The organism is Kineococcus rubinsiae, assembly GCF_011839805.1.
GTDB lineage: Bacteria > Actinomycetota > Actinomycetes > Actinomycetales > Kineococcaceae > Kineococcus > Kineococcus rubinsiae.
This window is the reverse complement of sequence record NZ_VWPY01000058.1, coordinates 1-26,415: the sequence shown is the minus strand read 5'-3', so window position 1 is coordinate 26,415 and position 26,415 is coordinate 1. Positions and strand designations below refer to the sequence as shown.

At 68.8% G+C, this 26,415-nt stretch carries 27 protein-coding genes; 14 read left to right on the top strand and 13 right to left on the bottom strand.

What is annotated here, in order from left to right:
* The coding region (locus F1544_RS19660; RefSeq protein WP_167587887.1) for a F510_1955 family glycosylhydrolase at positions 1 to 669 on the top strand (669 nt) is incomplete at its 5' end.
* A gap of 84 nt (positions 670 to 753) precedes the next feature.
* Here F1544_RS19660 and F1544_RS19655 read toward each other — a convergent pair.
* Positions 754 to 1,332 (bottom strand): TetR/AcrR family transcriptional regulator, encoded by a 579-nt coding sequence (locus tag F1544_RS19655; RefSeq protein ID WP_167587885.1) that lies wholly within the window; start codon positions 1,330 to 1,332, stop codon positions 754 to 756.
* 170 nt (positions 1,333 to 1,502) lie between these two features.
* On the opposite strand from F1544_RS19655, the gene F1544_RS19650 reads away from it, so the two are divergent.
* Together F1544_RS19650 and F1544_RS19645 are read left to right on the top strand one after the other, a co-directional pair.
* On the top strand, positions 1,503 to 1,703 hold the full coding sequence (locus F1544_RS19650; RefSeq protein WP_167587857.1) for a hypothetical protein: 201 nt from the start codon (positions 1,503 to 1,505) through the stop codon (positions 1,701 to 1,703).
* The gene (locus F1544_RS19645; RefSeq protein WP_167587901.1) at positions 1,703 to 2,209 is read left to right on the top strand and encodes a hypothetical protein; all 507 of its coding nucleotides are present in this window, start codon (positions 1,703 to 1,705) and stop codon (positions 2,207 to 2,209) included. Before F1544_RS19650 ends, F1544_RS19645 begins: the two co-directional genes overlap by 1 nt.
* 367 nt (positions 2,210 to 2,576) lie before the next feature.
* Here F1544_RS19645 and F1544_RS19640 read toward each other — a convergent pair whose 3' ends face one another.
* The 4 genes from F1544_RS19640 to F1544_RS19625 form a co-directional block, all read right to left on the bottom strand.
* Positions 2,577 to 3,140 (bottom strand): flagellar basal body-associated FliL family protein, encoded by a 564-nt coding sequence (locus F1544_RS19640; RefSeq protein ID WP_244309243.1) that lies wholly within the window; start codon positions 3,138 to 3,140, stop codon positions 2,577 to 2,579.
* 184 nt (positions 3,141 to 3,324) lie between these two features.
* The gene (gene mprF / locus F1544_RS19635; RefSeq protein ID WP_167587883.1) at positions 3,325 to 5,913 is read right to left on the bottom strand and encodes a bifunctional lysylphosphatidylglycerol flippase/synthetase MprF; all 2,589 of its coding nucleotides are present in this window, start codon (positions 5,911 to 5,913) and stop codon (positions 3,325 to 3,327) included.
* Between the two features lie 116 nt (positions 5,914 to 6,029).
* Entirely contained in the window at positions 6,030 to 6,671 is a 642-nt protein-coding gene (locus tag F1544_RS19630) for a vitamin K epoxide reductase family protein (protein ID WP_167587881.1), read from the bottom strand.
* Positions 6,668 to 7,183 (bottom strand): DsbA family protein, encoded by a 516-nt coding sequence (locus F1544_RS19625; RefSeq protein ID WP_208972235.1) that lies wholly within the window; start codon positions 7,181 to 7,183, stop codon positions 6,668 to 6,670. The genes F1544_RS19630 and F1544_RS19625 overlap by 4 nt, the downstream gene beginning before the upstream one ends.
* 410 nt (positions 7,184 to 7,593) lie before the next feature.
* Here F1544_RS19625 and F1544_RS19620 point away from each other — a divergent pair, with 410 nt between their 5' ends.
* The 4 genes from F1544_RS19620 to F1544_RS19605 all read left to right on the top strand — a co-directional run bounded on the left by F1544_RS19620 (position 7,594) and on the right by F1544_RS19605 (position 10,650).
* Positions 7,594 to 8,256, top strand: a complete 663-nt coding sequence (locus F1544_RS19620; protein WP_167587877.1) for a hypothetical protein — start codon at positions 7,594 to 7,596, stop codon at positions 8,254 to 8,256.
* 129 nt (positions 8,257 to 8,385) lie between these two features.
* The gene (locus F1544_RS19615) at positions 8,386 to 9,144 is read left to right on the top strand and encodes a copper resistance CopC family protein (protein WP_167587875.1); all 759 of its coding nucleotides are present in this window, start codon (positions 8,386 to 8,388) and stop codon (positions 9,142 to 9,144) included.
* Between the two features lie 58 nt (positions 9,145 to 9,202).
* The gene (locus tag F1544_RS19610; protein WP_308470204.1) at positions 9,203 to 9,826 is read left to right on the top strand and encodes a TlpA family protein disulfide reductase; all 624 of its coding nucleotides are present in this window, start codon (positions 9,203 to 9,205) and stop codon (positions 9,824 to 9,826) included.
* A gap of 41 nt (positions 9,827 to 9,867) precedes the next feature.
* Positions 9,868 to 10,650 (top strand): cytochrome c biogenesis CcdA family protein, encoded by a 783-nt coding sequence (locus tag F1544_RS19605; RefSeq protein ID WP_244309254.1) that lies wholly within the window; start codon positions 9,868 to 9,870, stop codon positions 10,648 to 10,650.
* Between the two features lie 84 nt (positions 10,651 to 10,734).
* On the opposite strand, the gene F1544_RS19600 is transcribed toward F1544_RS19605, so the two are convergent.
* The 6 genes from F1544_RS19600 to F1544_RS19575 form a co-directional block, all read right to left on the bottom strand.
* Positions 10,735 to 11,241: a flagellar basal body-associated FliL family protein gene (locus tag F1544_RS19600; RefSeq protein WP_167587871.1), complete on the bottom strand. Its 507-nt coding sequence runs from the start codon at positions 11,239 to 11,241 to the stop codon at positions 10,735 to 10,737.
* A 224-nt stretch (positions 11,242 to 11,465) separates the two neighbouring features.
* Complete coding sequence (locus F1544_RS19595; RefSeq protein WP_308470202.1) at positions 11,466 to 12,206, bottom strand: DUF305 domain-containing protein; 741 nt, start codon at positions 12,204 to 12,206, stop codon at positions 11,466 to 11,468.
* On the bottom strand, positions 12,203 to 12,874 hold the full coding sequence (locus F1544_RS26570) for a thioredoxin-like domain-containing protein (RefSeq protein ID WP_308470201.1): 672 nt from the start codon (positions 12,872 to 12,874) through the stop codon (positions 12,203 to 12,205). Before F1544_RS26570 ends, F1544_RS19595 begins: the two co-directional genes overlap by 4 nt.
* Before the next feature lie 117 nt (positions 12,875 to 12,991).
* The gene (locus F1544_RS19585) at positions 12,992 to 14,866 is read right to left on the bottom strand and encodes a bifunctional copper resistance protein CopD/cytochrome c oxidase assembly protein (RefSeq protein WP_244309239.1); all 1,875 of its coding nucleotides are present in this window, start codon (positions 14,864 to 14,866) and stop codon (positions 12,992 to 12,994) included.
* Positions 14,867 to 15,217: 351 nt separating this feature from the next.
* On the bottom strand, positions 15,218 to 15,565 hold the full coding sequence (locus F1544_RS19580; RefSeq protein ID WP_167587867.1) for a hypothetical protein: 348 nt from the start codon (positions 15,563 to 15,565) through the stop codon (positions 15,218 to 15,220).
* A gap of 373 nt (positions 15,566 to 15,938) precedes the next feature.
* Positions 15,939 to 16,640 carry a hypothetical protein gene (locus tag F1544_RS19575; protein WP_167587865.1) on the bottom strand — a complete coding sequence of 234 codons (702 nt, stop codon included), beginning with the start codon at positions 16,638 to 16,640 and terminating at the stop codon, positions 15,939 to 15,941.
* 390 nt (positions 16,641 to 17,030) lie between these two features.
* On the opposite strand from F1544_RS19575, the gene efeU reads away from it, so the two are divergent.
* The 7 genes from efeU to resB all read left to right on the top strand — a co-directional run bounded on the left by efeU (position 17,031) and on the right by resB (position 24,003).
* Positions 17,031 to 17,873: an iron uptake transporter permease EfeU gene (gene efeU, locus F1544_RS19570; RefSeq protein ID WP_167587864.1), complete on the top strand. Its 843-nt coding sequence runs from the start codon at positions 17,031 to 17,033 to the stop codon at positions 17,871 to 17,873.
* 31 nt (positions 17,874 to 17,904) lie between these two features.
* Positions 17,905 to 18,306 (top strand): ArsR/SmtB family transcription factor, encoded by a 402-nt coding sequence (locus tag F1544_RS19565; protein ID WP_167587863.1) that lies wholly within the window; start codon positions 17,905 to 17,907, stop codon positions 18,304 to 18,306.
* A complete protein-coding gene (locus F1544_RS24880; RefSeq protein ID WP_167587862.1) occupies positions 18,303 to 18,971 on the top strand; it encodes a cation diffusion facilitator family transporter in 669 nt (222 codons plus the stop codon). Before F1544_RS19565 ends, F1544_RS24880 begins: the two co-directional genes overlap by 4 nt.
* A 102-nt stretch (positions 18,972 to 19,073) precedes the next feature.
* Positions 19,074 to 19,577, top strand: coding sequence for a signal peptidase II (locus F1544_RS19555; RefSeq protein ID WP_308470200.1), 504 nt, complete (start codon positions 19,074 to 19,076; stop codon positions 19,575 to 19,577).
* Positions 19,578 to 19,658: 81 nt separating this feature from the next.
* Positions 19,659 to 20,489, top strand: coding sequence for an NAD(+) synthase (nadE, locus tag F1544_RS19550; RefSeq protein ID WP_167587860.1), 831 nt, complete (start codon positions 19,659 to 19,661; stop codon positions 20,487 to 20,489).
* Positions 20,490 to 20,662: 173 nt separating this feature from the next.
* Positions 20,663 to 22,276 carry an apolipoprotein N-acyltransferase gene (lnt, locus tag F1544_RS19545; RefSeq protein ID WP_167587891.1) on the top strand — a complete coding sequence of 538 codons (1,614 nt, stop codon included), beginning with the start codon at positions 20,663 to 20,665 and terminating at the stop codon, positions 22,274 to 22,276.
* A gap of 164 nt (positions 22,277 to 22,440) precedes the next feature.
* Positions 22,441 to 24,003, top strand: a complete 1,563-nt coding sequence (gene resB / locus F1544_RS19540) for a cytochrome c biogenesis protein ResB (RefSeq protein WP_244309237.1) — start codon at positions 22,441 to 22,443, stop codon at positions 24,001 to 24,003.
* Positions 24,004 to 24,384: 381 nt separating this feature from the next.
* On the opposite strand, the gene F1544_RS19535 is transcribed toward resB, so the two are convergent.
* On the bottom strand, positions 24,385 to 25,779 hold the full coding sequence (locus tag F1544_RS19535; RefSeq protein WP_373368102.1) for an alkaline phosphatase: 1,395 nt from the start codon (positions 25,777 to 25,779) through the stop codon (positions 24,385 to 24,387).
* Between the two features lie 203 nt (positions 25,780 to 25,982).
* The coding region (locus F1544_RS19530) for a cation diffusion facilitator family transporter (protein ID WP_167587858.1) at positions 25,983 to 26,415 on the bottom strand (433 nt) is incomplete at its 5' end.

Below are 26,415 nucleotides of genomic sequence, written 5' to 3'. Positions count from 1 at the left end.
CCGAAGCGCATCGGACCGGTCAACGACCTCATGGGCTTCACCATCGCCGGCCCGGCGCACTACTACGCCTCCGGTCATCCTGGTGCCGGCAGCAACCTGCCCGACCCGGTCGGGCTGATCGAGTCCCGCGACGCAGGGCGCACCTGGACGCAACTCTCGCGCCAGGGACTCTCGGACTTCCACGCCCTCGCCGCGTCTTCCCGCGCCGTCCTCGGTTACGACGGCACGTTGCGCACCAGCAGCGACGGCACCACCTGGACGAGCTTGAGCGCACCGGTGCAACCGTTCGCGCTGACCTCCTCACCCGACGGCGCGGTGCTGCTGGCGACCAGTCAAGACGGCCCGGTCCGCTCCAGCGACGCCGGCCAGACGTGGTCGGCGATCCCCGCTGCACCCCTGCTATTGCTGGTGGCCTGGGCAGGCGGCACGCAAGACACCGCTGTCGGCGTCACCCCAGAGGGTCAGGTCCTCATCAGCACTGACGCCGGACTGACCTGGGACGAGCGTGGCCGCGTCGAAGGGACTCCTCAGGCGTTGAGCGCCAACACCGACGGCACCGATGGCCTGCACGTCCAGGTCGTCACCGACACCACCGTGATGACCTCCCCCGACGGAGGCCGCACCTTCGCAGCCTTGCCCGCCGCGGGTACGACAGGGGCCACTTCGTGAGTTCGCAGGCGAAAGCGACAGCAAGCCTGGCACTGGATGCGCTTCATCAGCATCCTCGAAGGCGGCAGGGGCAGACCACGCGGGTCAGGTGTTGTGCCGCAGGCTATCGAGGATGGTAGCGACGAGGCGCTGAACCGCGGCGGGGGAGGACGCCTCGCGAGCCGCGTCGAGGGCGTGCGCGCAGAACTGCGCCAGCTCCTCGGCCGGGACGTCGCTGCGGAGCTGACCTGCTCGGACACCTTCCTCGATCAAGTGCTCGAAGAAGGCGACAAGTCGGCGCTGAGCGTGGGCGAAGTGCTCCCCGTAGTGCACCAGGGTCGTCAGCTCGCCACCGCGGTGTTCGAAGGACATCTCGGCGTAGGCGAGCAGAGCGGCCTCCAGTGGCTCACCCGCCCCCGCGTCGCCCTGCGTGGGGTGGGCGACCTGCTGTAGGTGCTGCAGGTGCCGCTCGACCTGGCGGGCGTGCCAGGCGTGCAGGATCGCTTCAACGTCAGCGAAGTACTTGTACAGCGTCGCGCGGCCAATGCCCGCCTCAGCGGCGATGCGGGCCATCTTCGCCCCGGCGACGCCGTGCTCGCCCACCAGGGCGGCAGTGGCGTCGAGGATGGCTTCACGCACCGCGTCGCGATGCGCCTCGATCGTTTCCTCCCACAGCCGCGGCACCCGCGCAGTCTAGGAACGGCACAATCAAGACGCAACGTCTTGACGTAAACAGTATGTCTTGCAAAAGTGAGGGCATGGTGCCTCGAGGAGAGTCCGACGCCGGCGATGGCGACGCCCGAGACCATGCTGCAGGGCGGGGCAGGGTACCTGCCCGAGGCGTGGAGGAAGGTATGCCGCGGTGGGTCAAGGTGATGGCCCTGCTTGCGGCGGTTGTGGTCGCCATCCTGGTGGTGGCGATGCTGCTGGGCGGCGAGCATGGCCCCGGTCGTCACCTGACCTCGGCAGCTGGACCGACGGAGCTGGTCACGTCAAGCGTCACCGACCACACCGGTGAGCAGTTGGACGTCCGGGCGATGACGTTGTGGCGGTGATGTCCCCGCCGCTGCGTAAGGCTGTGCTGACTGCGCACCTGCTCGCCTCGCTTGGTTGGGTGGGGGCGGTGCTGTGCGTGCTGATGGTGGCCGTCTTTGCCCTGCGCAGCAGCGACCCCGCGGTTGCCCGGGTGGCGTACCCGCTCATGCAGAGTCTCGGCTGGTGGGTCCTCGTGCCCCTCAGCCTGGCCTCGCTGGTCACCGGCGTCGTGCAGTCGCTGGGAACGACATGGGGGCTGCTACGGCACTACTGGGTGATTATCAAGCTCCTGCTGACCATCGTGGCCACGGCCGTCCTACTTCTGTACATGGGCACCTTCGCCCGACTCGCCGGAGTCGCCACCTCACGCGCACGTCTCTCAGCCGAGGATCTAGCGCTTTTGGCCAGCCCCACCGTGGTGCTGCACTCAAGTGCTGCTCTTCTGGTACTGCTGACAGCCACGATCCTGGCGGTCTACAAACCCCGAGGACGCACCCGCTATGGACGCCGACGACTGGGGCGTTAAGACCAGTCCAGCCGGGTCGCCCCGAGGCCGGCTATGGCATCAGGACGTACCACCTTACTGCGCCGATAAGAACTTATTTTCGCGCGCTGTCGGCGGTCGGAGTGGGCCGTGGTTCGCGACCGGCAGTCGCTGACAAATCTCCTCTCCACCGTCATGGATGACGACGTAAGCAGGAACCGTGTGCGCAATCTCCCGTTGCTCAGCACGCATCAGTGATGCCTGATGCATCCGCCGCCAGTCGCATCGCCAGCAGTCACTGGCGATCCGCCGCGTCATTGCGCAACACTCGCAGCAGCAGGGACCGTACTAATACCTCGCCCACGCGGACCAGGCCTTGTGGGTGCCTAATTGCTACGCGACATTGATATCACTGCATGACGAACTGAGTGAAGTAGATGCCCATGACCTGCTTCAGACCCTCTTCACCCTCCTTCTCGGGTTCAGCTACGTAAGCTTCGATGATCTGCGATTGAAGCTCATCCTTGTACTTCTGCCGGCTCTCAACATTGGAGAGGTCGCTCATCGTCAAACCGGAGAACGCTCGGATGGCCAGGTCCAGAGCTTTCGAGCCATCCACCGCTGAACTACCCTCGCCACCCGCCTCACTGAGGACCTGCTGCAGCGCGATTCCAAGCTTGAGGTAACGACCGTCAGCCAGGTTGATCGTGATGGGATCCAGGGCAGTCACCTCGCCAGGGACAAGCACCTCCTCCTCAACGGCCTCACTCGCTGACGCGGTTGCAGGTTTCATGAAGGTGTACGCCCCGCCGGCACCGCCACCGAGCAGCACAAGAGCGGCGATCGCGGCAATGACCAACTTCTTCTTCTTGCCGCCCTTCTCAGTGGACTCGCCGCCGGCAGATGCCCCTGCACCCCCGGCGCTCTGAGCGCTCTTTGAACTCGACATCTTCCGCTCCATCTCCTGGGCCATGTCAGTGGACCCCTTCGGTCTCAATCACGTCTTGCTACCTCTGCAGAGGTGTCGGCAACCGACACATTCGACTGAACCCTCGATGGTGGGAGCTCGCTCTGCGGCTGTCTGACGACGCCAACGCGCGGATGAGGCACGTGATGCTGCCGAAGGTGCCCCGCGACAGGGCGATCGCTGTCCCAGGTCACCCACGGATCACCCCGCGGAGTCCACCACCGACCAATGTGGCCACGTTCACCATGGCGTTCGGGAGGGCCAGCCCGCCAGGTGCCGCGACGTAGCAGGTCCGCCACCGGGGGTCGAAACCCTGCTTGAACGTCCGGAGGCCCCTGAAGTTGTAGAACCGTTCGCCGTGGGTCCACAGCAGGTGTCCGAGGCGGTCCCAGGGAGGTGCCGCGGCGTCGGTTCGCAACCCCGACAGGGGCGCCATGCCCAGGTTGAACGACGAGAAGCCGTTCTCTTTGGCCCACAGGATGCATTCAACGAACAGAAAGGTCATGACGGTGCGCGGCCCGTCGGGCAGGCGACGCATGAGGTCGACCTGCACCTCGCGGCCGTCGCCACCGACCCACAAAGTGGCGAAGGCGATGATGCGCCCCTCCTGCCGGATCACGACCAGGGGGAAGCGGCAGACGTAATCCTCGTCGAAGGCGCCCAGCGAGAAGCGCTTCTCCTTACCGTTGCGGTGGGCGAGCCACGCGTCGGAGATCTCGCGCAGGTCCGGCAGCAGCGGTGCGACGTCCGCCGGTGCGACGAAGTCGACGGTCAGCCCGAGGCGTTGGGACTTGTTGCGGCAGTTGCGCAGTCCCATCCTGGCCTTGCCGGCGAGGGTGAAGTCCGCGAGTGGGACGACGGCTTCCTCGCCGAGCTTGGCCAGGCTCAGCCCGCATTCGCGGTAGAGGTCGACGTGGTCGGTGAGCACGTTGTAGAACGCCGGTCGGCCGCCGTGGCGGTCGATCTCGGCCAGGAAGCTGAGGACGAGCCCCCGGAAGGCGTCCGGGTCGCCGACCGGGTCGCCCATCACCACCCAGCTGCGCCCCTCGACCTGGTACATGAGGAACGCGGTGCCGTCGGGGCTGAAGTGGAAGCGCTTGTCGCCGGTGAAGGCCAGGTGCGACACGCAGCGTCCTGACCGGGCGACGATCTGCGTCACCCGGGCCATTTCGTCGTCGTCGGAGGCCAGCGGAGTGGGGGTACCGGCGGAGAAGACGCGCCGCCCGCCGATGAGGACCCCCGCGGCGCCCGCGACCATCGCCAGCCGGTCTGTGCCCGGGGTGTCCCCGGAGATCGACGCCGCCAGCAGGGGTACGTCGAGCGCACCGCCGAGTCCGCTGGCTTCGTGCCACCAGACGGCCACCCCGACCAGCACGGTCGCGGTGACCGGCCAAGCCAGGTGGTGCCGCCGGGCGAGAGGGGCCGTCCGGTAGAACGCCTTCCGGGCCGGCAGCAGCAGGAGGGCGAGGACGGCGGTCACGGCGGCCAGGACCAGGTCCCCGTGGGCGGTGGCGATCACCGTGGTGCCGGTCAGGAACGCCAGGGTGGCGGTCCACGCACCTCGCAGTCGTCGGTGCAGACCCCGGGCGGTGAGCAGGGCGGCCAGCCCGGCGAGGCTGGTGGTGACGGCGGAAAGGTCCATCGACCCCGAGCCCGGGAGGTCCCCGACTACCACCATGAACACGCCGGCCCCGGCCACGCCCACCGCGAGCACCGAGGGGGTGAGGACCGAGGGGGTGAGGACCGAGCGGGTGAGCACGCGCACCGGGGAGATCGGTGGTGCTGGCGTCGGTGCGGGGGCTGCGGCCGCGGCGGTGCGGGTCACTCCGACCGCCGTCGCGCCGCGGCGGGCCTCGTGGACGAAGAGGAGCACGCCCGCCAACAGCAGCGGCAGCGCGAAGTAGCAGAGCCGGTAGGCCACCAGGGCCGCCGCGAGTCCCGCAGGGGAGGTGGTCGACCCAATGAGCACCACCAGCGTCGTCTCGAAGACCCCCAGCCCCCCGGGCACGTTGCTCACCAGCCCGGCGAGGGTCGCGACCGCGACAGCGACGGCGAACGGGAGAAGTGCGGGCCTGCCCTCGGTGGGCAGCAGGACGTGTAGGACCGCGGCCATGCTCAACCACTCGACCGTCGACAGTACGACCTGGGCCACCGCCACACGGGGGGAGGGCCGCTCGATGCGCCAGCGGCGCCGGCCGATGGGACGACCTGCGACCGCCCAGGCGAGATAGCCCAGCACCGACGCTACGAGCAGCGCCCCAAGGGCCAGTACCGCGGCGACAGGCAGGTGCAGCGCCGCGCCGACCGCGGCCGGGTCGTGCAGCATCCCGCCGCCGGCCAGGACCGCGGCGCCCAGGGCCAGGGTGATGCCGTTGAAGCCGATGATGCGGGTGACGACGGAGGCGGGGACCTGCCAGCTGGAGTAGACGCGGGCCCGCACCGCCGCCCCCACCAGTGCGGAGGCGCCCAGGTTGTTGGCGAAGGCGGTGGCCACGAACGAGGCCAGGCCGTAGCGGCGGTAGGGCAGGGGGTGCTCGACGTAGCGCAGGGCCAGCGCGTCGTAGCCGGTCATCGCCAGGTAGGAGACCGCGGTCAGAGCGAGGGCGGCGAGCACGACGCCCGGTCCGAGGGCCAGCAGGCTGTCGGTCAGGTCAGCCCAGGAGTGTCGGCGGAAGGTGCGGTGCAGTAGCACCACGGCCGCGGCCAGCAGCCCCACCACCAGGAGGGGGGCGAGCAATCGACGCACCGGCGCGGCCGACAGCCGGGACAAGGAGCTCACCCATCAGCCCTCGGCAGACCAGCGCTTGTTCTTGACATGGAGGCGGACGGATGCCGCGGACCTGGAGACCGCGGCTCGAGCTGACTGAGGCGGAACGGCGGTTGGCAGCGACAGCGTCAGCGGGTGAGGCTCAGCGCTTCGTCCCAGAAGGTGATCGCGATGATGACCAGGACGGTGAGGTACCAGATGGTCAGCGGGACAGCGTGGACCTCGCTGAGAACTCGTACTGCACGCTCGAGTGAGGGGTGCGAGCGAGACCGGGCCAGGGCTCGCAGGTTGCGCAGGGTGGTGTACCAGAACGCCGGCGCGGTCGCCGCCCACACGAGAAGGCAGTACGGGCACAGGGCGCCGATGTCGAAGACGCTCTGGATGATGAGCCAGTGCATGAAGACGAAGGCGGCCGTGAGGCCGATCTGCAGTCCCGTCCAGAACCAGGCTCGCAGCTTCGCCCCGGCGAGTAGTGCTGCGCCGGTGGCGGTGAGTACGGAGAAGCCGACCAGGCCCAGCAGCGGGTTGGGGAAGCCGAAGGCCTCAGCCTGCGGACTGGTCATGACCGAGGTGCAGCTCAGGAGGGCGTTGACGTTGCAGATGGGCAGGTAGGCGGGGTCCCGCAGGAGCGCGATCTTCTCTACGGTCAGGGCGAAGGCCGCGGCAAGACCCAGCAGACCGGTGACCAGCAGGACCCTCGCCGGTTCACCCGCCGTCAGCGCCCCCTCAGCGTCTGACGTGGCCGGCGACGGGGTCTGGGTGGCGCTCACGAGGCGGGCGCCGCGGCCAAAGCGGCGTCGATGGAGGCCCGCAGGTCCTCCTCACTGGTGGGCTGCAGCTGTCGGTCGTTGAGGAAGAAGGTCGGGGTCCCCTGCACGCCCAGCCCTAGACCGTCCGCGACGTCCTTCTCCACGCGGGCTCTGCTGGCAGGGTCGGCGAGGGCCTTGTCGTAGGCGGCCATGTCCAGCCCGAGGTCGTCGGCGAGGCCGCGGAAGGTGTCGGCGTGGGAGACCTGCTGATCGCCCCAGCTAGCCTGGGTGGCGTACATCCGGGCGTACATGTCCTCGAACCTGCTCTGCTGGGCGGCCGCCTCCACCGCCAGCACAGCGTTCATAGCGTTGAAGTGCCCGGCCAGCGGGAAGTACCGCATCACGAAGGTGACGCGACCGTCGTAATCCCGGCGCATCTGCTCCACCAGCGGGTAAGCCGCCCGGCAGCCCTCGCACTCGAAGTCGAGGAACTCCACGAGAGTAACGCCACCGGTGCCGGGCTCACCCAGCACGTAGCTGTCCTCACGCACTGCTGGGCGTCGCTGGCCGCTGCGGCGGTGGCCGGCGGTGCGACCGGCTCGGCCACGCTGCGTCCGGCCGTCCACAGGAAGACACCCGCCAGCGTGAGCACGACAAGCGCGGCCAGTGACACGGAAAGCTTGAGGTTGCGCGACACGGGGTCCTCCTGGGCGGGCCGCTCACCACCGAGGGAACCGACTGCATCGCGGTCTAGCCGTGGATACTACACGGGCTAGTATTCGGCTGGACGGTGGCGAGGGCATGGCCGACGAGCTCAGGCAGCAGACTTGAGCGTGCCGCCAAGATGGTGAAGTGCAGTGCTGACGGGGGTGTCACAGCTGATGCGACACCCCGACCGCTCGCTTGCTGAGTCCTTCCGCACGAAGCCGGCGACGGCGATCTCATGAGCTCATCCCCGACCAGCGGAGCGCTGCGCCTCGCGCGCAGCGGCGCAGTGGTCACCACCACACTCACCTTGGCGGGACTGGGTCACACCGTCTCCGGTGGACGGCTGCCCTCGCTGTGGTTGTCGGCGGCTCTGGCGGTGCTCGTGGGGTGCCTCGGTGTCCTCATCACCGCCCGAAAGCTGGGGCCAGGCATCACCCTCGTCATGATGGGGGTCCTACAGCTGCTGCTGCACGAGGCGTTGTCCCTGCTCGGGGGCCACGGGGGCGCTGCGACTTCGATGCGCATCACGCAGGCCGGCGGTCATCTGCACGCAGGCGTGGCCACGTGGGGGGCACCGCTGCCACCGCAGGCCGAGCACGTCGCGATGGCCACCCACGCCGGCCTCGCGTCCCCGGCGGCCGTGACCATGCTCGCCCTCCACATCCTCGCCACGCTGCTCAGCGCTGCCGCGCTGGCCGGTAGCGAACGCGCCCTGTGGCAGGTCTGGGCGTGGCTACAGCCGTTGTTCCGCCATCAAGGTCTGGCCCCGGTCTTCTGCGTGCACCGGCAGGCCAGGCTCATCGACGGCGGCGACCACCGACCGGCGCTGACGCGGGTCGAGCAGGATCGGCGTCGACGTGGCCCACCGGTGGTCCGCAGCCTCCTTCCGCTCAGCTGATCAGCGCGCATCGGGGGCTGCGAGAGAACACGCCCACCAGGGAAGACCTGGTGGGCCTCACCGTCGTTGCCCCCACCCGATGTCGGTCGACGTCCTCGAGCACGTCGTCCGGTGAGGAAGAAGAGTCCTGTGACCACCACCACCTCCCCACGATTCCTCCAACCCTTCAAGGGCGACTCCCTGAAGGCCAGACGGTCCCCGGCCAGCGTCTGGGGCGCCGCTGCCCTGCTTGCTGCGGCGCTGAGTGTCCTGCCGGCGACACCGGCAGCCGCTCACAGCGCCCTGCTCAGCACCGACCCAGCTGATGGCGCCACGCTGAGCACCGCACCCACGCAGGTATCGCTGGTCTTCAACGAGGACGTCGCTCCTCAGTTCGTCGACGGGGCGATCACCGTCGGTACAGCCCCGGCCACCGCGGTCACCGCCGCCGTCGATGCGGGCACCGTCGTCCTGGCCGTACCTGACGAGCTCATCCAGGACTCGGCCACGCAGCCGTGGCGGGTCGACCACCGCGTCGTGTCTGCCGACGGGCATCCCATCTCCGGCAGCGTGAGCTTCACCGTCGAAGCCGCGCCCGCCGCGGTCGCGCCCGTCGCGCCGCCGGCGACCAGCACGACCACTGCTGCACCCACACCAAGCTCCGCCAGCGCCAGCAATGGTGCGTCGGCGTCGCCGTCGCCGTCGATCAGCACCGAGGCTGCCCACGCCGAAATCGGGCGGGGGGGCGTGGGGTCGTCGGTGGTCGTGGTGGGCACTGGTCTTGCCGCGCTCCTTGGCGCCATCCTGGGCACCGTCATCGTGCTCGTGCGCCGCCGCCGGCAGGACGCCCGCGCCAGAAGAAGCCCTGCCGTACCCACGGCGGATGCCTCCCGGGGACGCAGGCCGTGAAGGCTACGGTGCGCGTGGCGAGAAAGTCTCCCGGCGTGCGGCGTCTCGGCGGTGCGCGGTGAGCGAGGAGCAGACCACCCCGACCAGTCGTAGCCGGCGAGCTGTGCTGATCGGCGTTCCGGTGCTGGCGGTGGGCGGGCTGGTGGCCTGGCGCGCCAAGGGCGACCGCGAGGACCTCGCAGCGAGCTTCACGAACGAGGCGGCCATCGCGGAGTTCGCGCCGGGTTCCCGGGGCGAACCGCTGACCCTGGCCGGTCCGGCCCTGCAGGAGGGCGCAGCGCCGGTCGACGTAGCCGGCTACCGCGGGTCCGTCGTCGTGCTCAACCTCTGGGGGTCGTGGTGTGCGCCGTGCCGCGCTGAAGCGCCGATGCTGCGAGACACAGCCAGCGCTTACGCCGAGCGTGGGGTGAGCTTCCTCGGCGTCAACGTCAGCGACTCACCCGCCGCCGCCCGAGCCTTCGAACGCACCTACGCGATCACCTACCCCAGCCTCGATGACTCGGTGCAGCAGCAGGCGTTCCTGGCCCTGCGGGAGTTTGTGCCGTCCTCAGCGGTGCCCAGCACCCTCGTGCTGGACCGGGAGGGTCGTGTCGCAGCACGGGTGATCGGGCAGATCAGCGCCTCCACCCTGACCGCGTTGCTGGACGCGGCCCTCGCCGAAGCCCCTGGCGCGCCGGCGTGAGCGTGATCGTTCAAGTCAGCGGCGACCTTGTCACCGGGTCTCTGGCCACCGGGTCTCTGGCCGCCAGCTCTCTGGCCGCCAGCTCTCTGGCCACCGGATCTGTCGTCACCGGGTCTCTGCTGCTGGCGCTACCGGTGGTCGCGCTGGCGGGGCTGCTGAGCTTCCTCTCACCGTGCGTGCTGCCGTTGGCGCCGGCCTACCTGGCCTACGTCACCGGTCTGAGCTCGCAGGAGGTCAGCCACCCACACCGCGGACGGATGACCTTGGGCGCGACACTGTTCGTCCTGGGCTTCGCGAGCGTCTTCGTGCTCATCGGCGCCGCCGTCGGCGGCGCCGCGACGTTCCTGCTGCAGTACCAGCGCCCGATCACCCGGGTCCTGGGTGTCCTGGTGATCCTGCTGGGGATCTCCTTCACCGGTCTGCTGCCGTCCTGGCAGCGTGAAGCGCGCATCCGCTGGCGCCCGCCCACCGGGTTAGCCGGTGCACCCCTGCTCGGGGTCACCTTCGGGTTGGGGTGGACCCCGTGCATCGGCCCCACCCTGGCCGCGGTGCAGGCGCTGACCTTCACCGAGTCCGGAGCCGGCCGCGGGGCCCTGCTCACCGGGGTCTACGCCTTGGGCCTGGGCGTGCCGTTCGTCGTGCTCGCTCTGGCCTTCAAACGCTTCAGCGGAGCACTGGACCTGGTGCGCAGGCACCGCCGCGCGGTGAGCATCGCCGGCGGCGGCGTCCTCGTCGTCATCGGTGTGCTACTCGTCAGCGGGGTGTGGGCAAAGATCACCCCGGTCATGCAGGGATGGGCGGCGAACTTCCAGACCGTCTTGTGAGCGACTCGCCTGAGCCGGCGCCTCACGGGCGTCCCCTCGAGGTGTCGCCGTCGCGGGGGATCGCTCAGTTGGGGATGCCAGCGATCACTGCATGACGAACTGGGTGAGGTAGATGCCCATGACCGTCTCGTGCTCGACGCCCTCCGCGTCCTTCTCCTTGTACGCGGTGATGATCTTCTCCTGCAACTCGTCCTTGTACTTTTCGCGCTGCTCGGGGTTGGACAGCTCCGCCATCGTCAGGCCGGTGAACTCAGCGATGGCCAGGTCCAAAGCCTTGCTGCCGTCCGGGCCGGATGCACCCTCCCCGCCAGCCTCGACCAGGACGCCCTGCAGAGCCACACCCAGCTTCAGGTAACGCCCATCGGCCAGGTTGATCGTGATCGGGTCGAGAGGGACCACTTCGCCAGGCACCAGAGGCTCCACCTTCTCGACCTTGGTCTCGGCCGCGGCCGCGGAGTCGCCCTTGGTCAGCAGGAACGTGGTGCCGCCTCCGGCGCCGAGCAGGAGCACCGCCCCCAGCGCCAAGATGATGATCGGCTTCTTCTTGCGACCAGAAGCCTCCGCGCCTTCGACCTTCGGCTTCTTGGCCATGACGTTCCTACTTCCTTTGAGCTTCGCCCGTCAGCACATCTCGACGTCGTGCACGTGGCGAACAGGCGGGTGGAAGCCCCTCGCAGGGCTCATGCCGATGATCGGTCAGCTTGTCGTCCGCCTTGAGTCAGCTTGAGTGGCTTCGCCAACCCTGGGAGGTTGGCGTGCCACCAGCCTCACGAGTTCGCACTCACCCTGGTGCAGTCCACGGCCCGCACTCGCTGTCACCCCCGGTCCGTGAGCGGCCCTCCCCGGGCCGCGAGCATCTGCTGCAGGATGAGGACCTCGGCGCTTTGTGAGTCCACGATCGTCTGCGCCAGCCGACGCACCACTGCGCTGCCCGCCTCGGTGGCGGCGACCTCGGCCATGGCGACTGCTCCCTGGTGGTGGGGGATCATGAGCTGCAGGTACAAGCGTTCGGCTTCTGCGCCCGACAAGGTCCCTAGCTGGCGCAGGTCGACTGCACTGGCCATGCCGGGCATGGCCGTCGCCGGTGTCGGCGTGCTCATCGACGACGTCGCGGTGGGGGTCATCGGCATCGACATTCCTCCGTGCATGTTGTCCTCGGACGCGGTCCCCGTCCCGGTATCTGAGGACATCCACTGCATGGCAGACCCTGGTCTGCTCTGGCTCACACCCCAGTCCGAGAGCCAGCCGAACATCTGCCCGGCCTGCTGCTGTTGCGTCAGCATCACGTCGAGGGCCAGGGTCCTCACCTCGGGGTCGGTGGTCCGGTCGCGGACGAGTACGGACATCTCGACGGCCTGGCCGTGGTGCTCGCGCATGTCGCGGGCGAAGCCGACGTCGACGGAGTCCTCGGCGGGATCGTTATCCACAGGGGCGACGAGCGGCCTCGACAGGAAGCCCACGGCTAGTCCCACGGCCGCCGCGAGCAGGGCGATCGCGATGACGAGGGGCGCACCGCGTGCTCCGCGGGTGCGGACGCGGCGTGCCCACGGGATCACGCCACGGCTCCTGCTCCACCGGTGCAGGGGGCGCCTGGTTCTGGCGTCTGCGGACCTTGCTGGTAGCGCCGGATGAAGGCGATCAGCCGGGGATCTGCTGCGTCGTCCAGGTTCAGCTGCACGCCCCATGCGCTGAGCGAGATGGGTGAGGGCAGGTCCGCCACCGGGGACAGCAGCACGTAGCTGTTGGCCTGGGCGAGGGCCGTGAGCTCCTGCACCTGGGCACGGTCGAGGTCGGGGCGGTACCCGATCCACACCGCCCCGTGTTCGAGGGAGTGCACGCCTTGAGTCGCTGGGACGGACTGTTCGTAGGCTCCGCAGTTGGTCCACACCGGCGCGTGGTCACCGCCGACGGGAAGCACCTGGGGGTAGGAGACCGCAGACGTGACGTGCTCGCGCGACAAGCCGGGAAAGGTTTGGACCCCGTCGATCCCGCGCGCCGCTGCCGCCGCTGCCTGCGACTGCTGGCGGTGCTCCCGGGCCAGCGGGACGACCACGGCGGCCACCACGGCGCAGGACAGGACGGCGGCGCCGGCGATGACCGCGATGCTGCGGCGCCGCTGCGCTCGTCGCTGGCGGGACCGCACACGATCCAGGTGTGCGCGTCGCGCCTCTTCCCGATCACTCACCGCTGCCACCGCGGGGCCGCGGAGGTCGACCCGGTCCACGGGTGAGGAGGAGCAGGGAAGCAGGCGAACATCGTCGAGTCTCCTCGTCGTCGGTGGGTCGTCGGGTCGAACCGTGGAAGCCGTAGCTCGTCCTCGGCCGTTCGGAGTCGGGTCACGTCAGGACTGCTCGCCCTCACCTGCCGGTTGGCCGGCGGCGGGTTCACCGCGTCGACTCAAGCGCTGCAGGTGCTCGTTGTAGGCGTGCAGCTCGGCGTCACCGTCGCGGTCGGCCTGCCGGTCGTAGCGACGTCGTTCTCGCCGGTCGGACTGGATCCACCGCAGCGCGAGTGCGGTGCTCATCAGCGCGGCCGGGTAGTCGCCCAGGGCCCAGGCCAGTGCTCCACCGCGGAACTGGTCCTCCTCCGGGGTGGGCCCCCAGGAGCGGCCCAGGGCGCCGAACCACTCACCGCCCATGACCTCGACGCTGCTCATCATGGCGATCCCGACGAAGGCGTGGAAGGCGAGGGAGACCATGAGGATGATCATCCGGATGGGGTAGACCGGGCGCTGCGGGCCGGGGTCGATGCCGCAGATCATCCAGGAGAAGACGTACCCGGAGAACAGGAAGTGCACCATCATCAGCAGGTGCCCCGTGTGGGTGCGCAGGGCGAGGTCCAGCAGTGGGGAGTAGTAGAAGACCACCGTGCCGCCGATGAAGACGATCGAGGCCACGACCGGGTGCCCGACGATGCGCATCCACCGGGAGTGGGTCAGCACGAGCAACCACTCCCGCCAGCCCCGGCTGCCATCGCGACGCACCGGCAGGGTCCGCAGGGCCAGGGTGATGGGCGCTCCGAGGACGAACAGGAACGGCACGACCATGGCCACGGTCATGTGCTCGACCATGTGCATGCTGAACAACACACGCCCGTAGACCCCCGGCGCACCGCTGGTGGTCCACACCAGCAGCACGCACCCCAGCCACCAGAACAGCGCCCGACCGATCGGCCAGCGGTCCCCGCGTCGGTGCAGCTGCCACACCGCCCGGGCGTACCAGACGGCCAGGGCGACGGCCACGCTCGCCCACAGCAGGTTCAGCTGCCACTGCGTGAACCACTGCGCGCCCTGCAGGGGCGGCGGCATGGGGTAGCCGAGCAGGGTCTCGTTGTCCCCGCCACTGCTCGTACTCGCCTCCGCGGCGGTCGGTGAGGTGCGTGAGAGCGCGATGCCGAGACCGGTGGCCACCGCCATCACCGAGAGCTCCACCACCACCACCCGGTTGAAGGCGGGGCCGGCACCCAGGACACCGGCGCGAAGGCCGATGAGGACCCGTCGTCGCTGGTGCCAGCCGGCCACCCCGAGCAGGAGCAGGCAGGCGGTCTTGGCGGCCAGCAGCGCCCCGTAGGTGCTGAGCAGCGCGGAAGCTACCGGAACCCGCACGACAGCACCGACGACGCCGGAGACGGCGACGACGGCGAAGCACCAGCCGGCCAGGGTCGAGAACCGGCCCAGGAGGGTCGCGAACTCCTCCCGGTAGGCCCTGCGCAGCACCGCCACACCGGCCAACCCGCCGATCCATACGCTCAGGCCCACCACGTGCACGAACTGAGCGTCGACGGCAGCGCCGTGGTTGGAGGCCGACGCGCTGTGCCCCGTCAACGCCAGGGGGAACGCTCCGGCCACAGCCAGCACGGCGAGAACGGCTGTCGTGGTGAGCCGGGTGGCCAAGAGGCAGCCGGTGGCCACGACGACCGCGAGCATGGTGCTGATCGCCAGCGAGCGACCCAGGTCGAACTGGCGGACGAACAACCACAACGCTTCCCCGCTGACTCCTTCGAGGGGGGTCCCCGCGACGTCGGCGTAGGTGAGGACGACCGTCGCGGTACCGCCGCCGGTCCACAGCAGCGCCGCTATCCCGGCATAGCGCACCGCTCGCGCCCGTCGAGCGTCCAGCGCGCCGCCGCGCGGGCCCGGCAGCAGCCCCGCGACCAGGACCAGCAGCCCCGTGGTCAGGGCGAGGCCGACGTCCAGCAGGGCACGCGCCGCCGGCAAGGCCCACCGCACACCGACACCAGGATCCCCGAGGCCACCGTCAGGCGACTCCAGCTCACCGCCCCCGGCGAGGACGGCGAGCGTGACCAGCGGAACCACCAGGACGAGGCCGAGGACGAGGACCGGTGCCAGTGCTGGCCGAGCGTGCCCGGAGCTGCTGGCCGAGGTGGCCTCAGCCTCTGGCGTCGGCAGGGTCGTCAAGGTCGGCTCCCGCGACGCCACCAGAGGGTGATGCACTCTTGCGAGGTGGCGTTGTCCGCTAGACCACTGGTCGGCGCAGTGGCTGGAGTCTTCGCACCGCAGGGCGCAGTGTCAGCTGGCAGGAGCGATCGGAGGCGGGATCCCGACACGTCAGCGGTCGAGGTCACGCCTGCGACGTCCTGCAGCGCGGACGATGACGAGCGCTACGCCGATCACGACGAGGCCGCTGACGATGGCGTACTGACTACCGATCGACACCCCTGCGGCCGCCAGTTGTGCCTCGAGGGGAGTGGCCCCTCCAGAGCTCTCGATGGAGGCGGACATCGAAGCGGTGGCGATGGGCGCCGCGATCTCCTGGCTCGAAGAAGCAGCGCGACCGCCGGGCAGGTTCACAGCGTGCGCCGGTGCAGCGGCGAGCACCCAGACACTGACCGCAAGCAGTACGCCTACGGCAAGGCGGCACAACAGAGACTTGCGGGCAGCAGCCGGGAAGGTCATCCGGACGCGGGAGTGGCTTGCACTGAGCATTGTTTCAACTTTCTGGTGTGGAAGTGCTGGTGATTGATCTGCATGGTTCGACCGTGAGACACACGTCCAAGGCGGGCCGTGTTCTCAAGACGTCAAGAGGCGACCAGCTGCCGTCCGCATTGATCACAGCTCGTCGAGGCTGTGGCAGCGGCTTGCTGGACACCCACGCCGACGAGCAACGCCCAGCAGTCGGGCTGACAGCAGTCCTGTCGTCAACCAAAGGGGCGTCGCCAGCCGTCTAGCGCCGCAGGCCATGCACCTCGAACCGACGCCAGCCACCGGCAGTACTGCGGTGAACCGCACTCTTGAGGCTGGTGAAGGGGCTGTCGGACGAAGCAGAACGTCAGGCTGCGAGCGTGAGGCGAAGCGATGTGGGAGGCCCGCGACGACGACGTCGGCGCGTCAAGCGTTGCAACGTGGGCTTGGCCACAGCGATCGGAGCCGAACGACGACGTCGGTGCAGGGGGAAGGTTCCCAAAGGCGTGACGGATGCGAACAGAGGCTGCAACCAGGACCAGATCCGGCACACGGCCTGATCGAGCCCGTGCAGAGTCACAACGATCAGGGCCGTGGCCGCGAGCTGGAGGCCAAGACTGAACAACGCGAACCCCGATCCAGCACCCGGGTGGGGCAGAAGAGCAGCATGCCCAGCACCTCCGAAGGCGCCAGTCGACAACCTGTCGATCGCCTCGAAAGACAGCACGCTGTTGGAACGCCGCCCCGTGGCAGAAGGCTCAGCGCCCAAGGCGAGCACCAGGTCAGAGGGTGCAGACGATCTGCGATCCGCGGAGATGGCTGACAAGCCCTGGTGCGCCAGCACCTGCATGGCGACGTGGAGCAGGAGCATCGATCGGCGCCTGATCGCTGGACTCGTCCCCAGATGGGCCAGGCCGGTGATGGCTGCGGCGAGGAGCAGCAGGAGAACCGGTGACTCGAGGCGGCCACCCGACGCGACGTAAGCCAACGACGCGAGCGTGAACGAGAACACCGCCAGCAGGCCGGTGCGCGCTAGACGCAGCGTCCCGGAGGCAGGCGGACCACTCACGCCGGCAAGGGTCTCACAAGCGCTTCGCACGGTGACCTGCTGGGAGCGGGGACTGCGTCGACACAGCCCCACGTTTGGTGATCTCTTGCGTCATGCCTTACCGACGCCGAGCACAGGCTCACCATTCCGTAGGCCTGTCGGATCACCGTGATCACTACCCCTGGCGCACGCCCCACGACCGTGCAGCGCACCTGGCGTCATCGCAGCGCTCCGACAGCCATGACGGACCATTTCACCTCGGGTCCGGACACGAATCACCCCTGGCTGGCGATAGCATCGACCTGGACCGATGCAAAGGGGATGCCTGTAGGTGTGCGCAAGGCGGCTCACAAGATCACTACGCTAGACCCCTGAGCTGGCGCCCCGCACGGTTCGCCACGGGAGGACGACGTGTTCGCCAACTACCTGATCGGCTTGCGAGAGGGCTTGGAAGCGGCCCTGGTGGTCAGCATCCTCATCGCTTACCTGATCAAATCCGGCCGCGGCGATCGACTGCGTCCCATCTGGGCCGGCGTCGGTGCTGCAGTCGCGCTCAGCCTGGCTTTTGGGGCCCTGCTGACGTTCACCTCTAGCCAGCTCAGCTTCCAGGCGCAGGAATTCTTCGGCGGCGCCTTGTCGATCATCGCTGTCGGGTTCGTCACCTGGATGATCTTCTGGATGCGCCGGGCGGCGCGGCAGCTGTCGGCCAGCCTGCGCTCTCGGGTCGAGGCCGCCGTGAGCGTCGGTGCTGGCGCCTTAGCTCTCACCGCTGCCATCGCCGTGGGTCGTGAAGGCCTGGAGACCTCGCTGTTCTTGTGGGCGGCCATCCAAGCCAGCGGTCAGACCACCCAGCCTGTCATCGGCGCGAGCCTGGGCCTGCTCAGCGCCGTCGCCTTGAGCTACCTGATCTACCGCGGTGCCCTGCGCATCGACCTGGCCCGCTTCTTCACCTGGACCGGAGCAGCCCTGATCGTCGTGGCCGCCGGCGTGCTGGCCGCCGGCGTGCACGACCTGCAGGAAGCCGCCGTGCTGCCTGGCCTGAACTCGCTGGCCTTCGACGTCTCCGACACCATCGCCCCCAACAGCTGGTATGGCGCTCTGCTGCGCGGTCTGCTCAACTTCACCCCCGTCACCACCTGGGCGCAGGCCATCGTCTGGGTGCTCTACGTCAGCGTCGTCGCAGCGCTCTTCTTCCGCCCGTCCACGAGCTCTCGCCGCACCCCCCGGTCAACGCCTCAACCGTCTACGCGCTGAGTGCTGAGCGTTGATGCGATAACATCGTCGGATGACGATGAGTAAGGGGGTGATGCTGCCCCCCGTTGCGGTTCTGGGTGCACCCGCGGCCGCCACGGCACTGTTCCGCTCCATGGGCGAGCCCACCCGCCTGGCGTTGCTGCTGCGGTTGAACCAGGGCGAAGCGCGGGTCGCTGATCTCGTCGCCGCGGTTGGTCTGGCTCAATCCACAGTGTCTGCGCACCTGCTCTGCCTGCGGGAGTGTGGGCTCGTCACGTCTCGACCTCAAGGGCGCGCCTCGATGTTCTCCTTGACCTGCGCGCCTGAACTGAGTGCCCTGTTGGCTGCGGCTGAGCGGCTGCTCTCCCGGACCGGGGACGCGGTCGAGCTGTGCTCGACCTTCGGTGTCGACGCCGTTAGCCGAGAGACCGCTGGCGCGATGGGCCCGACGTGAGCACGGCACCCACCACGCTCGATCCTGGTGGCGTCGAGCGGTTGACTCGCCGTGGACTGCGCTTGACGCAGTTCACCGTGGCCTACAACGTCATCGAAGGTGCGGTAGCGATCACCGTAGGCCTGCTGGCGGGGTTGGTCTCCCTGGTCGGCTTCGGCCTGGACTCCGGGATCGAATCTGCCTCAGCGGTGCTGGTAAGCTTGCGCCTGGCCGCCCGACTGCGCCATGGCGAAGCCGATGAAGTCAAGGAACGGCGCACGCTGAAAGCGGTCGCCGTCACCTTCTTCGTCTTGGCCGCTTACGTGATCATCGAGGGCGTTCGCAGCCTGCTCGGCGGTGAAGCCCCGGACAACTCCACCATCGGCATCGTCCTGCTGATCGCCTCCATCGTGATCATGCCGGTGCTGGCCCGCGCCAAGCGCCGGGTGGGTACCCAACTGGGAGACCCGCTGATCCTGGCCGATGCCGCCGAGACCAGGATCTGCGTGCTCCTGAGCATCTCGACCCTGCTGGGTCTGGGCCTGTACGCCCTGACCGGTGCCGCCTGGCTGGACCCGGTGGCCGGCTTCGTCATCGCCGCCTTCGCCATCCACGAAGGCCGTGAAGCCTGGGAAGGCGAACTCGTCGAAGACGACGACGACGACGACGATGACGATGACGACTGAGCGGGTGAAGGCCATGAAGCCCGACTCCGCAGACCAGGACCGGACATGACCGCGGTTGCACCGAACCCACCTGGGGCACCGGGCCACGCTCATCGACCGGCGGTGCGGCGTGCTGCGCTGTACATCGGTGCGGCGGCAGTCCTGGCCGTGGCGTGGGGGGTGAGGACCTGGGCTGAGCGCGACTTGACCGGTGACGGGCGCGACGTCGGTCTGCTGCAGCTGCGTCTGACCTACAACCCCGGTGCCGCGTTCAGTCTGGGGGCGGAGCACCCGACGCTGGTGCTGATCATCACCAGCGTGCTGTGCCTGGCGATCGCGATAGCAGGGTGGTGGGCTGCCGCGCACCGCCCCGGCCTGCAGCTGGCGGGGATGGCCTCGATCCTCGGTGGCGCCTTGGCCAACCTCACCGACCGCTTGGGCGACGGGGTGGTCACCGACTACTTCCACTCCGGCTGGTGGCCCACCTTCAACCTGCCGGACGTCACCATCGTCATCGGTGCGCTCTTGCTGATGCTTGCGGAGATCCGCCGGCCCGCCGACTCACGACAGACCCCCGCAGCCACCACCGCACCCGCCACTGACCCTGGCTCGCCGTCAGGGGCGTGAGCCACAGCGAACAGGCTCGCCAGGACCGCTGAGCGACGACGCCCAGCGAGCACACCGATCAGAGGGAGAGGGCGAGCCGACATGGGGCACGCCGTCAGCGCAGAACAACGACGCATCGCCACCGAGCTGGGAGTCTCAGCTGGCTTCGACCCCGAACAGGAGGCGCAGCAGCGCACCACCTTCCTGAGCGAGCTGCTGGCCTCCAGTGGCGCGAAGGCCCTGGTCCTCGGCATCAGCGGTGGCATCGACTCAGCCGTCACGGGCATGTTGTGCCGCCAAGCCACGAGACAGAGCACCGGCGCCGCGCGGTTCGTCGCGGTCCGTCTGCCCTACGGCACTCAGCTCGATGACGCCGATGCCCGTGACGTGCTGCGGGTGGTCGACGCCGATGAGGTCCTCACCGTCGATGTGCGACCCGCCGCCGATGCCGCGCTGGGCGCAGTCGACGATGCGAGGCTGACCTTCGCCTCCACCGCTGTCCGCGACTTCGTGCTGGGCAACATCAAGGCCCGCCAGCGGATGGTCGCTCAGTACGCCATCGCCGGCGCCACAGCCGGTCTGGTCATCGGTACCGATCACGCTGCCGAAGCCATCACCGGGTTCTTCACCAAGTACGGCGACGGCGGAGTGGACGCCAACCCCCTGTCCGGGCTGACCAAGCGGCGGGTACGAGCGCTCGGGGCGCACCTGGGCCTGCCCTCCCACATCGTGAACAAGGTCCCCACCGCCGACCTGGAGAGCCTGCGTCCGGGCCGAAGCGATGAGGACGCCCTAGGACTGAGCTACGAGCAGATCGACGACTTCCTCGAGTGCGTGCCCGTCACCGCCGAAGTCCACGACCGTCTGTGTGCGCTGTACGCGGCCACCGCCCACAAGCGCGCCACCCCCCTCGTGCCGGAGGTGACTCGGTGACGGCGCAAGAAGGTCCGTCGCTGAACAGCCGCCAGGTCGCTGCGCTTCGAGGCGTACGTGTGCGCACCCGCGTCCGCGTCCGGCGAGCAAGCAGAGTCGGCCAGTCGCTGGACCAGGCTCGTCGACCGACGGGTGAGCACCACGGCCGGCGCAGGGCGTTGGCCACCGCGACGATGTCCCTGGGGCTGGCTGCGGGCGGTGGGTTCGCGCTGTGGACTGCCTTTCCTGGAGCGCTCAGCGAGGGCGGGTGGTGGCCGGGAGCCGTGCTGGGGGTGACCGCGTTGTGCTTGGCCACCCGCGGGCGCGGCGCGGTCACGGGCTTCGGGTCTGGGCTGGTCCTCGGGCTGGCCTTCCTCATCCCGCACCTGGCGTGGAGCGGCACCTTCGTCGGCGTCGTGCCGTGGATGGCCTTGGCCACGCTGTGTGCCTTGTTCTACGCGGTCCTGGGTGCAGCGATGCCCTTCCTGCAACGCACTCACGCCGCGGTGAGCCCTTTGGTCATCGCCGGCGGTTGGGTGGCGATCGAAGCCGCGCGAGCTCGCGTTCCCTTCGGCGGCTTCCCGTGGGCTCGTCTGGTCTTCTCCCAAGCCGACGCCCCCACCCTCAGCTGGGCAGGTGTCGCCGGTGCTGCCTCGGTCACCTTCGTGGTCGCACTGGCCGGAGCACTGCTAGCACTCGGGCTGGTGAAGTGTGTGCACCAGCTGCAGAAGCAGAGATCCTCTGAGCCGAGCACCGCTGCACGGTGGCCGGCCCTGGTCCCGGTCGTAGCTGCGGTCGCGGTCCTCGCCTCCGGCGCGGTCCTTCCTCGACCGAGCGCCGCCCAGGAAGGAACGGTCAACGTGGCCGCGGTGCAGGGCAACACCCCCCGCGCAGGTCTGGACTTCAACGCCGAACGACGCGCGGTCCTGGACAATCACGTCGCCGCGACGAGCGCTTTGGCGGCTGCGGTGCAGGCGGGTCAAGCCACGGCCCCAGACTTGGTGCTGTGGCCGGAGAACTCCAGTGACATCGACCCCTACCGAGACGACCAGGCCGCAGCGGCCATCGAGGGCGCCGCACGCCAGGTAGGCGCCCCTCTGCTTATCGGGGCGGTGCTCGATGGTCCTGGGAGGTACCTGTCCAACGCCGGACTCGTCATCACCCCCCAGGAGGGACTGGCCGGAGCCGTGGACGATCCGGACCGCAACTACATCAAGCGCCGACCAGCCCCGTTCGCTGAGTACATGCCCTACCGCAGCTTCTTCCGAACCTTCAGCGACAAGGTCGATCTCGTCAGGCGGGACTTCCTGCCCGGTCAGCGTGGCGGGTCGGTCGTCCTGGGCGGGGTCCGGGTAGGCGACGTCATCTGCTTCGAGGTGGCCTTCGACGACCTGGTGCGCGACTCGGTCCGCTCAGGCGCCCAGATGCTCGTCGTTCAGACGAACAACGCGACGTTCGGCTACTCCGACGAAGCCGTCCAGCAGCTGGCCATGTCACGGGTCAGAGCGGTCGAGACCGGCCGCACGGTGGTGCAGATCTCCACGGTCGGGGTGAGCAGCATCATCGCCCCCGACGGCAGCGCCCCCGAGCGCACCACGCTGTTCACCCAGGACGTCCTGCAGGCCGATGTCGCGCTGCGCTCTGAGCAGACCCTGGCCACCCGTCTGGGCTCGCTTCCTGAATGGCTGATGGCATCGACCGTTCTTCTCCCCCTCGCGATGCGGCTTCGCGCGCGGGTCCGCGCTAGAACCAGCCAGGGCCGAGAGGTGTCCGCGGTCGGGGCTGCCGGTCGAGAGGAGCGGGGCTGAGGATGGGTATCGGACGACAGCACCGCGTCGAAGGCCTCAACGCTGATGAGCTGCGGGACCAAGGGCAGTCACCTACTCCTGAGCACCAGGTGACTTCCTCCCCGGTCGCGAGCCCCTTGACTGGACCGGAGCTTGCCCGGTACTGCTGGCGACAGTTGACCAGCATGCGCACCGCCCTGCTGCTGCTGATGCTGTTGGCCGTGGCGGCCGTACCCGGATCCATGTTTCCGCAGAGCAACTTTGACGCCGCCGGGGTGGCCCAGTACCTGCAGGACAACCCGCGCTCGGGTCCGTGGCTGCAGAGACTGCAGGTCTTCGAGGTCTACTCCTCGGTGTGGTTCTCGGCCATCTACCTCCTGCTGTTCATCTCCCTCATCGGCTGCATCGCACCACGCACCGCCGCGCACGCACGAGCGGTCCGCGCACGCCCACCCCGCACACCCACCCGACTGTCCCGGCTGCCCGAGTTCCGGACGATCGAGGTCACCGAGGATGCATCTGCCATCTCGGCGGCCGCCGCCGCACACCTGCGGGGTCGGGGCTTCCGAGTCGACCTGCACCCGGAGGTGGAGGGGGCAACGTCCTCGGTTGCCGCCGAGCGCGGTCACCACCGCGAGACCGGCAACGTCGTCTTCCACCTGGCGCTGATCGGCCTGCTCGTCAGCTTCGCGATCAGCGCGTTCTACTCCTACTCAGGACAACGGTTGGTGACGGTGGGGGAGGCTTTCGTCGGCGCAGCCGGCGACTTCGACAGCTTCTCCGCCGGCGCTGGCACCAGCAGCGATCAGGTCCCTCCCTTCACTCTCACGCTGGACAACATGGACGTCGCCTTCGAGGCGCAGCAGGAAGCGGCGATGGGCGAGCCCCGGCAGTTCGCCGCAGACGTGCGCATCGACACCGGGGACACCGGGCAGGCCAGGAAGGAGCGCATCGAGGTCAACAGCCCCGCGACCATCCAGGGGATGCAGGTCTCACTGTCGGGCAACGGGTACGCACCAGTAATCACCGTCCGTGACGGGACGGGAGAGGTCGTTCAAGAAGGTGCAGTCCCCTTCCTGCCGCAGACGGGCAACTATGACTCCACCGGTGTGGTGAAAGTGCCTGATGCCATTGACGCGGCTGGCAACCCTCGACAGATGGCCCTTCAAGGCGTCTTTCTGCCATCCGCGACGATCAATGCGGCGGGTCAGCCCGTCTCGGGATTCCCCGGGCTGGGCAACCCCTTCCTCGTGCTTTCCGTCTACACCGGGGACCTGGGGTTGGACTCAGGAGTGCCGCAGAACGTCTACGAGCTGGACACCACCGCCATGAGTCCCATGCTCAGCGCTGACGGGACCCCTCTGCCCCTGCAGCTGACTCCTGGCCAGAGCGTCGATCTGCCCAACGGACTGGGCTCGGTGACCTTCGAGGAAGTGACCCGCTTCGCTGCCTTCGACATCCGCTACACCCCGGGTCAGACCGCCGCCTTGACCTTCGCCCTCCTGGCCACCGGCGGTCTCACCGCGTCACTGTTCATCCCTCGCCGGCGAGTGTGGGTGCGGGTAACGCAGCTGGAGAGCGAGACCACTGCACGCGTTGACATCGGCGGGCTGGCACGCGGCAGCGATGCGGGTTTGGGCGACGAACTCGATCGGGTGGTCAAAACCTTGACGCGAGATGGGGGAGGCGGTGCTCTTCTTCCTGATCCTTCTGTGACTCGCGAACCTTGTGGTGATGGTCGGGGATGACGAGGACGGTGGAAACCACCGGTGACCTAGACGACTCATAAGGGTTTGAACAGAAGACCTCCTTGATTGTCACAATCACAGCTCAGTGTTGATCACGCGGTGTCCTTTCGGCCCTTTTCGGTGCTGAGCGTTTCAAGGACGAGCGATCCCGTGCCCTGGCGATGCGGTGGGCGGGGGAGTCCGTCCAGAGGCTCGTCCGAGTCATCGATGACAGCACTGTTCACCTCGAGCAGCGGCCCGTGCTGTGCGTGCTGCGCTGCCGGTCTAGGGGAGGGAAACGTCGCACAGGGCGGCTCCCCGTGAGGGGAACCGCCCTGTGCGGGTGATCTGCACCGGTGGAGCTGTGCTTCTTCGGGTGCTCCAGGGTGGGGGGTGTCGAGGTCAGCGTCCCAGCAGGGCGGCGACCATCGCGTCGTGCACGTAGGTGTTCTCGTAGGTGCCGGTCAGCAGCTGCGACCCGGGGCCGTAGGCGGTCAACGGGACGTCGACACCGGTGTGACCGCTGGTGCTCCAGTCCATGACGAAACCGTCCTGGCGCCCGATGATCGGGAAGGGGCCGTCCTCGGCGGAGATGCCCTCGGCCTCCCCGGCCCCGGACTCGTCCTCCTCGTCGACGGACTCGATGCTCAGCCCGCCGGTCTCGTGGTCGGCGGTGGTGATCACCAGGGTCTCCCCGTCCTGCTCGGCGAAGGTCCGCGCGGCCAGGACGGCCTTGTCGAGCTCGTCGACGGCCTGGATGGTCTTGGCGCCGTTGTTGGAGTGCGCGAACTCGTCCACGCCTTCCTCCTCCACCACCAAGAAGAAGCCTTCCTTGTCCTCGGCGAGGACGTCGAGGGCCTTGTTGGTCATCTGCTCCAGGGAGACGACCGGGGCGTAGATGTCGCCTTCACCTTCGGGGTTCTGCTGGAACATCTCCTGGTTGGCGAACAGACCCAGGAGCTTGCCGCCCTTGGCCTGCTGCAGGCTCTCGGCGGAGTTGGCGTAGGCGTAGCCCTCGCTGCGGGCGCGCTCGAGCAGGTTGCCGCGGTCAGAGCGGCTGCCCTCTTCGGGGTCCTCGGCCGGGGCGTCGGGGAAGGCGCCGGAGGTGCCCTTGGGCAGCCACCAGTCCTCCCCGCCACCGAGCAGGACGTCGGGCTTGGAGGAGCTCAGGTACTGCTCGGCGATCAGGGACTGCTCACCCCGGTCGGAGACGTGGGCGGCGAAGGCGGCGGGGGTCGCGTCGGTGATCTGCCCGGTGGTGACCAGCCCGGTGGCCTTGCCGGCGGTGCTGGCGCGCTCGAGGATCGTGGGCACCGCGTTGCCGCGTGCGTCCACCCCGACGGCACCGTTGAAGGTCTTCACGCCCGTGGCGTAGGCGGTGGCGCCGGCGGCGGAGTCGGTGATGAAGGACTCGGGGTCCTCGGGAGAGGTGTGCACCAGACCCGACACCGGCAGGGAGTCCATGTACAGGTCGCGGTCCAGCCCGGCCAGCGCCAGGCGCCCGGCCTGACGCGCGGAGGCGCCCATGCCATCGCCGACGAAGAGGATCACGTTGCGAGCCCGGGTGTCCTTGGCCTTGACCTTGTCCTGAGCCTTCGCGGTGGCACCGGGGGCCGCCTTCAGGTCGCTCTGCGCGGCCAGGTGAGCGCGGGTCTGGGGGCGCTGGCTGTTCTCGGCGGCGATACCGACACCAGCAGTGGCGGTGGTGATCACGCCGACCACCGCGGCACCGGTGATCAGGCGGCGCGAGAGCGAGCGCGAGGCGGAGCGGGCAGGAGAACGACGACCAGTACGCACAGGGTCTCCATGGGTGGTGCTCAACTGCGGGGGCGTGCGCAGCCAACCAGGCCCGTCCCCTCACGCAGGTGACGAGCAGGAGAACACCACCGGGCCACTTGACCGGTCTGGAACGTGGCTAGGCGCACTGGCCATCACCGGGCTACCGCAGCGGAAGGGACAGCATCCAACGGAGCGCTCTGCAGCGCCGGGGTTCGACGAGGTCAGTAGTGGGCGCCAACTTCATGCTCGACGTGGTTCGCCGGCTCGAGTTGGAAGGTGGAGTGCTCGATGCTGACCGGGAAGTGCTCAGCCACGCAGGCCTGCAGAGCATCGAGCATCTGCGGGGTGTGCCCGTCGTGGAAGCAACCGTCGTCGACGACGACGTGCGCGGAGAGCACCGGCAGCCCGGAGGTGATCTGGCTGGCGTGCAGGTCGTGCACCCCCCGCACGTGCGGCAAGGCCAGCAGGTGCTCGCGCACTGAATCCAGGTCCAGCCCGCGCGGGGTGGACTCCAGCAGGACCTCGGTGGTCTCACGCAGCAGCTTGATGGTGCGCGGCAGGATCAGGGCACCGATGAGCAGGGAGACGACCGCGTCCGCGCGAAGCCACCCGGTGGTAGCGATGACGACGGCGGCGACCAGCACCGCGACCGAG

What these genes read in the sequence shown, in the direction of transcription:
- F1544_RS19650 (WP_167587857.1), top strand. Translation starts at nt 1,503, where the DNA reads ATGCCGCGGTGGGTCAAGGTGATGGCCCTGCTTGCGGCGGTTGTGGTC.
- lnt (WP_167587891.1), top strand. Translation starts at nt 20,663, where the DNA reads ATGTCCCTGGGGCTGGCTGCGGGCGGTGGGTTCGCGCTGTGGACTGCC.
- F1544_RS19565 (WP_167587863.1), top strand. Translation starts at nt 17,905, where the DNA reads ATGACGATGAGTAAGGGGGTGATGCTGCCCCCCGTTGCGGTTCTGGGT.
- F1544_RS19580 (WP_167587867.1), bottom strand. Translation starts at nt 15,565, where the DNA reads ATGACCTTCCCGGCTGCTGCCCGCAAGTCTCTGTTGTGCCGCCTTGCC.
- resB (WP_244309237.1), top strand. Translation starts at nt 22,441, where the DNA reads ATGCGCACCGCCCTGCTGCTGCTGATGCTGTTGGCCGTGGCGGCCGTA.
- F1544_RS19600 (WP_167587871.1), bottom strand. Translation starts at nt 11,241, where the DNA reads ATGGCCAAGAAGCCGAAGGTCGAAGGCGCGGAGGCTTCTGGTCGCAAG.
- F1544_RS19640 (WP_244309243.1), bottom strand. Translation starts at nt 3,140, where the DNA reads ATGGCCCAGGAGATGGAGCGGAAGATGTCGAGTTCAAAGAGCGCTCAG.
- nadE (WP_167587860.1), top strand. Translation starts at nt 19,659, where the DNA reads ATGGGGCACGCCGTCAGCGCAGAACAACGACGCATCGCCACCGAGCTG.
- F1544_RS19620 (WP_167587877.1), top strand. Translation starts at nt 7,594, where the DNA reads ATGAGCTCATCCCCGACCAGCGGAGCGCTGCGCCTCGCGCGCAGCGGC.
- F1544_RS19645 (WP_167587901.1), top strand. Translation starts at nt 1,703, where the DNA reads ATGTCCCCGCCGCTGCGTAAGGCTGTGCTGACTGCGCACCTGCTCGCC.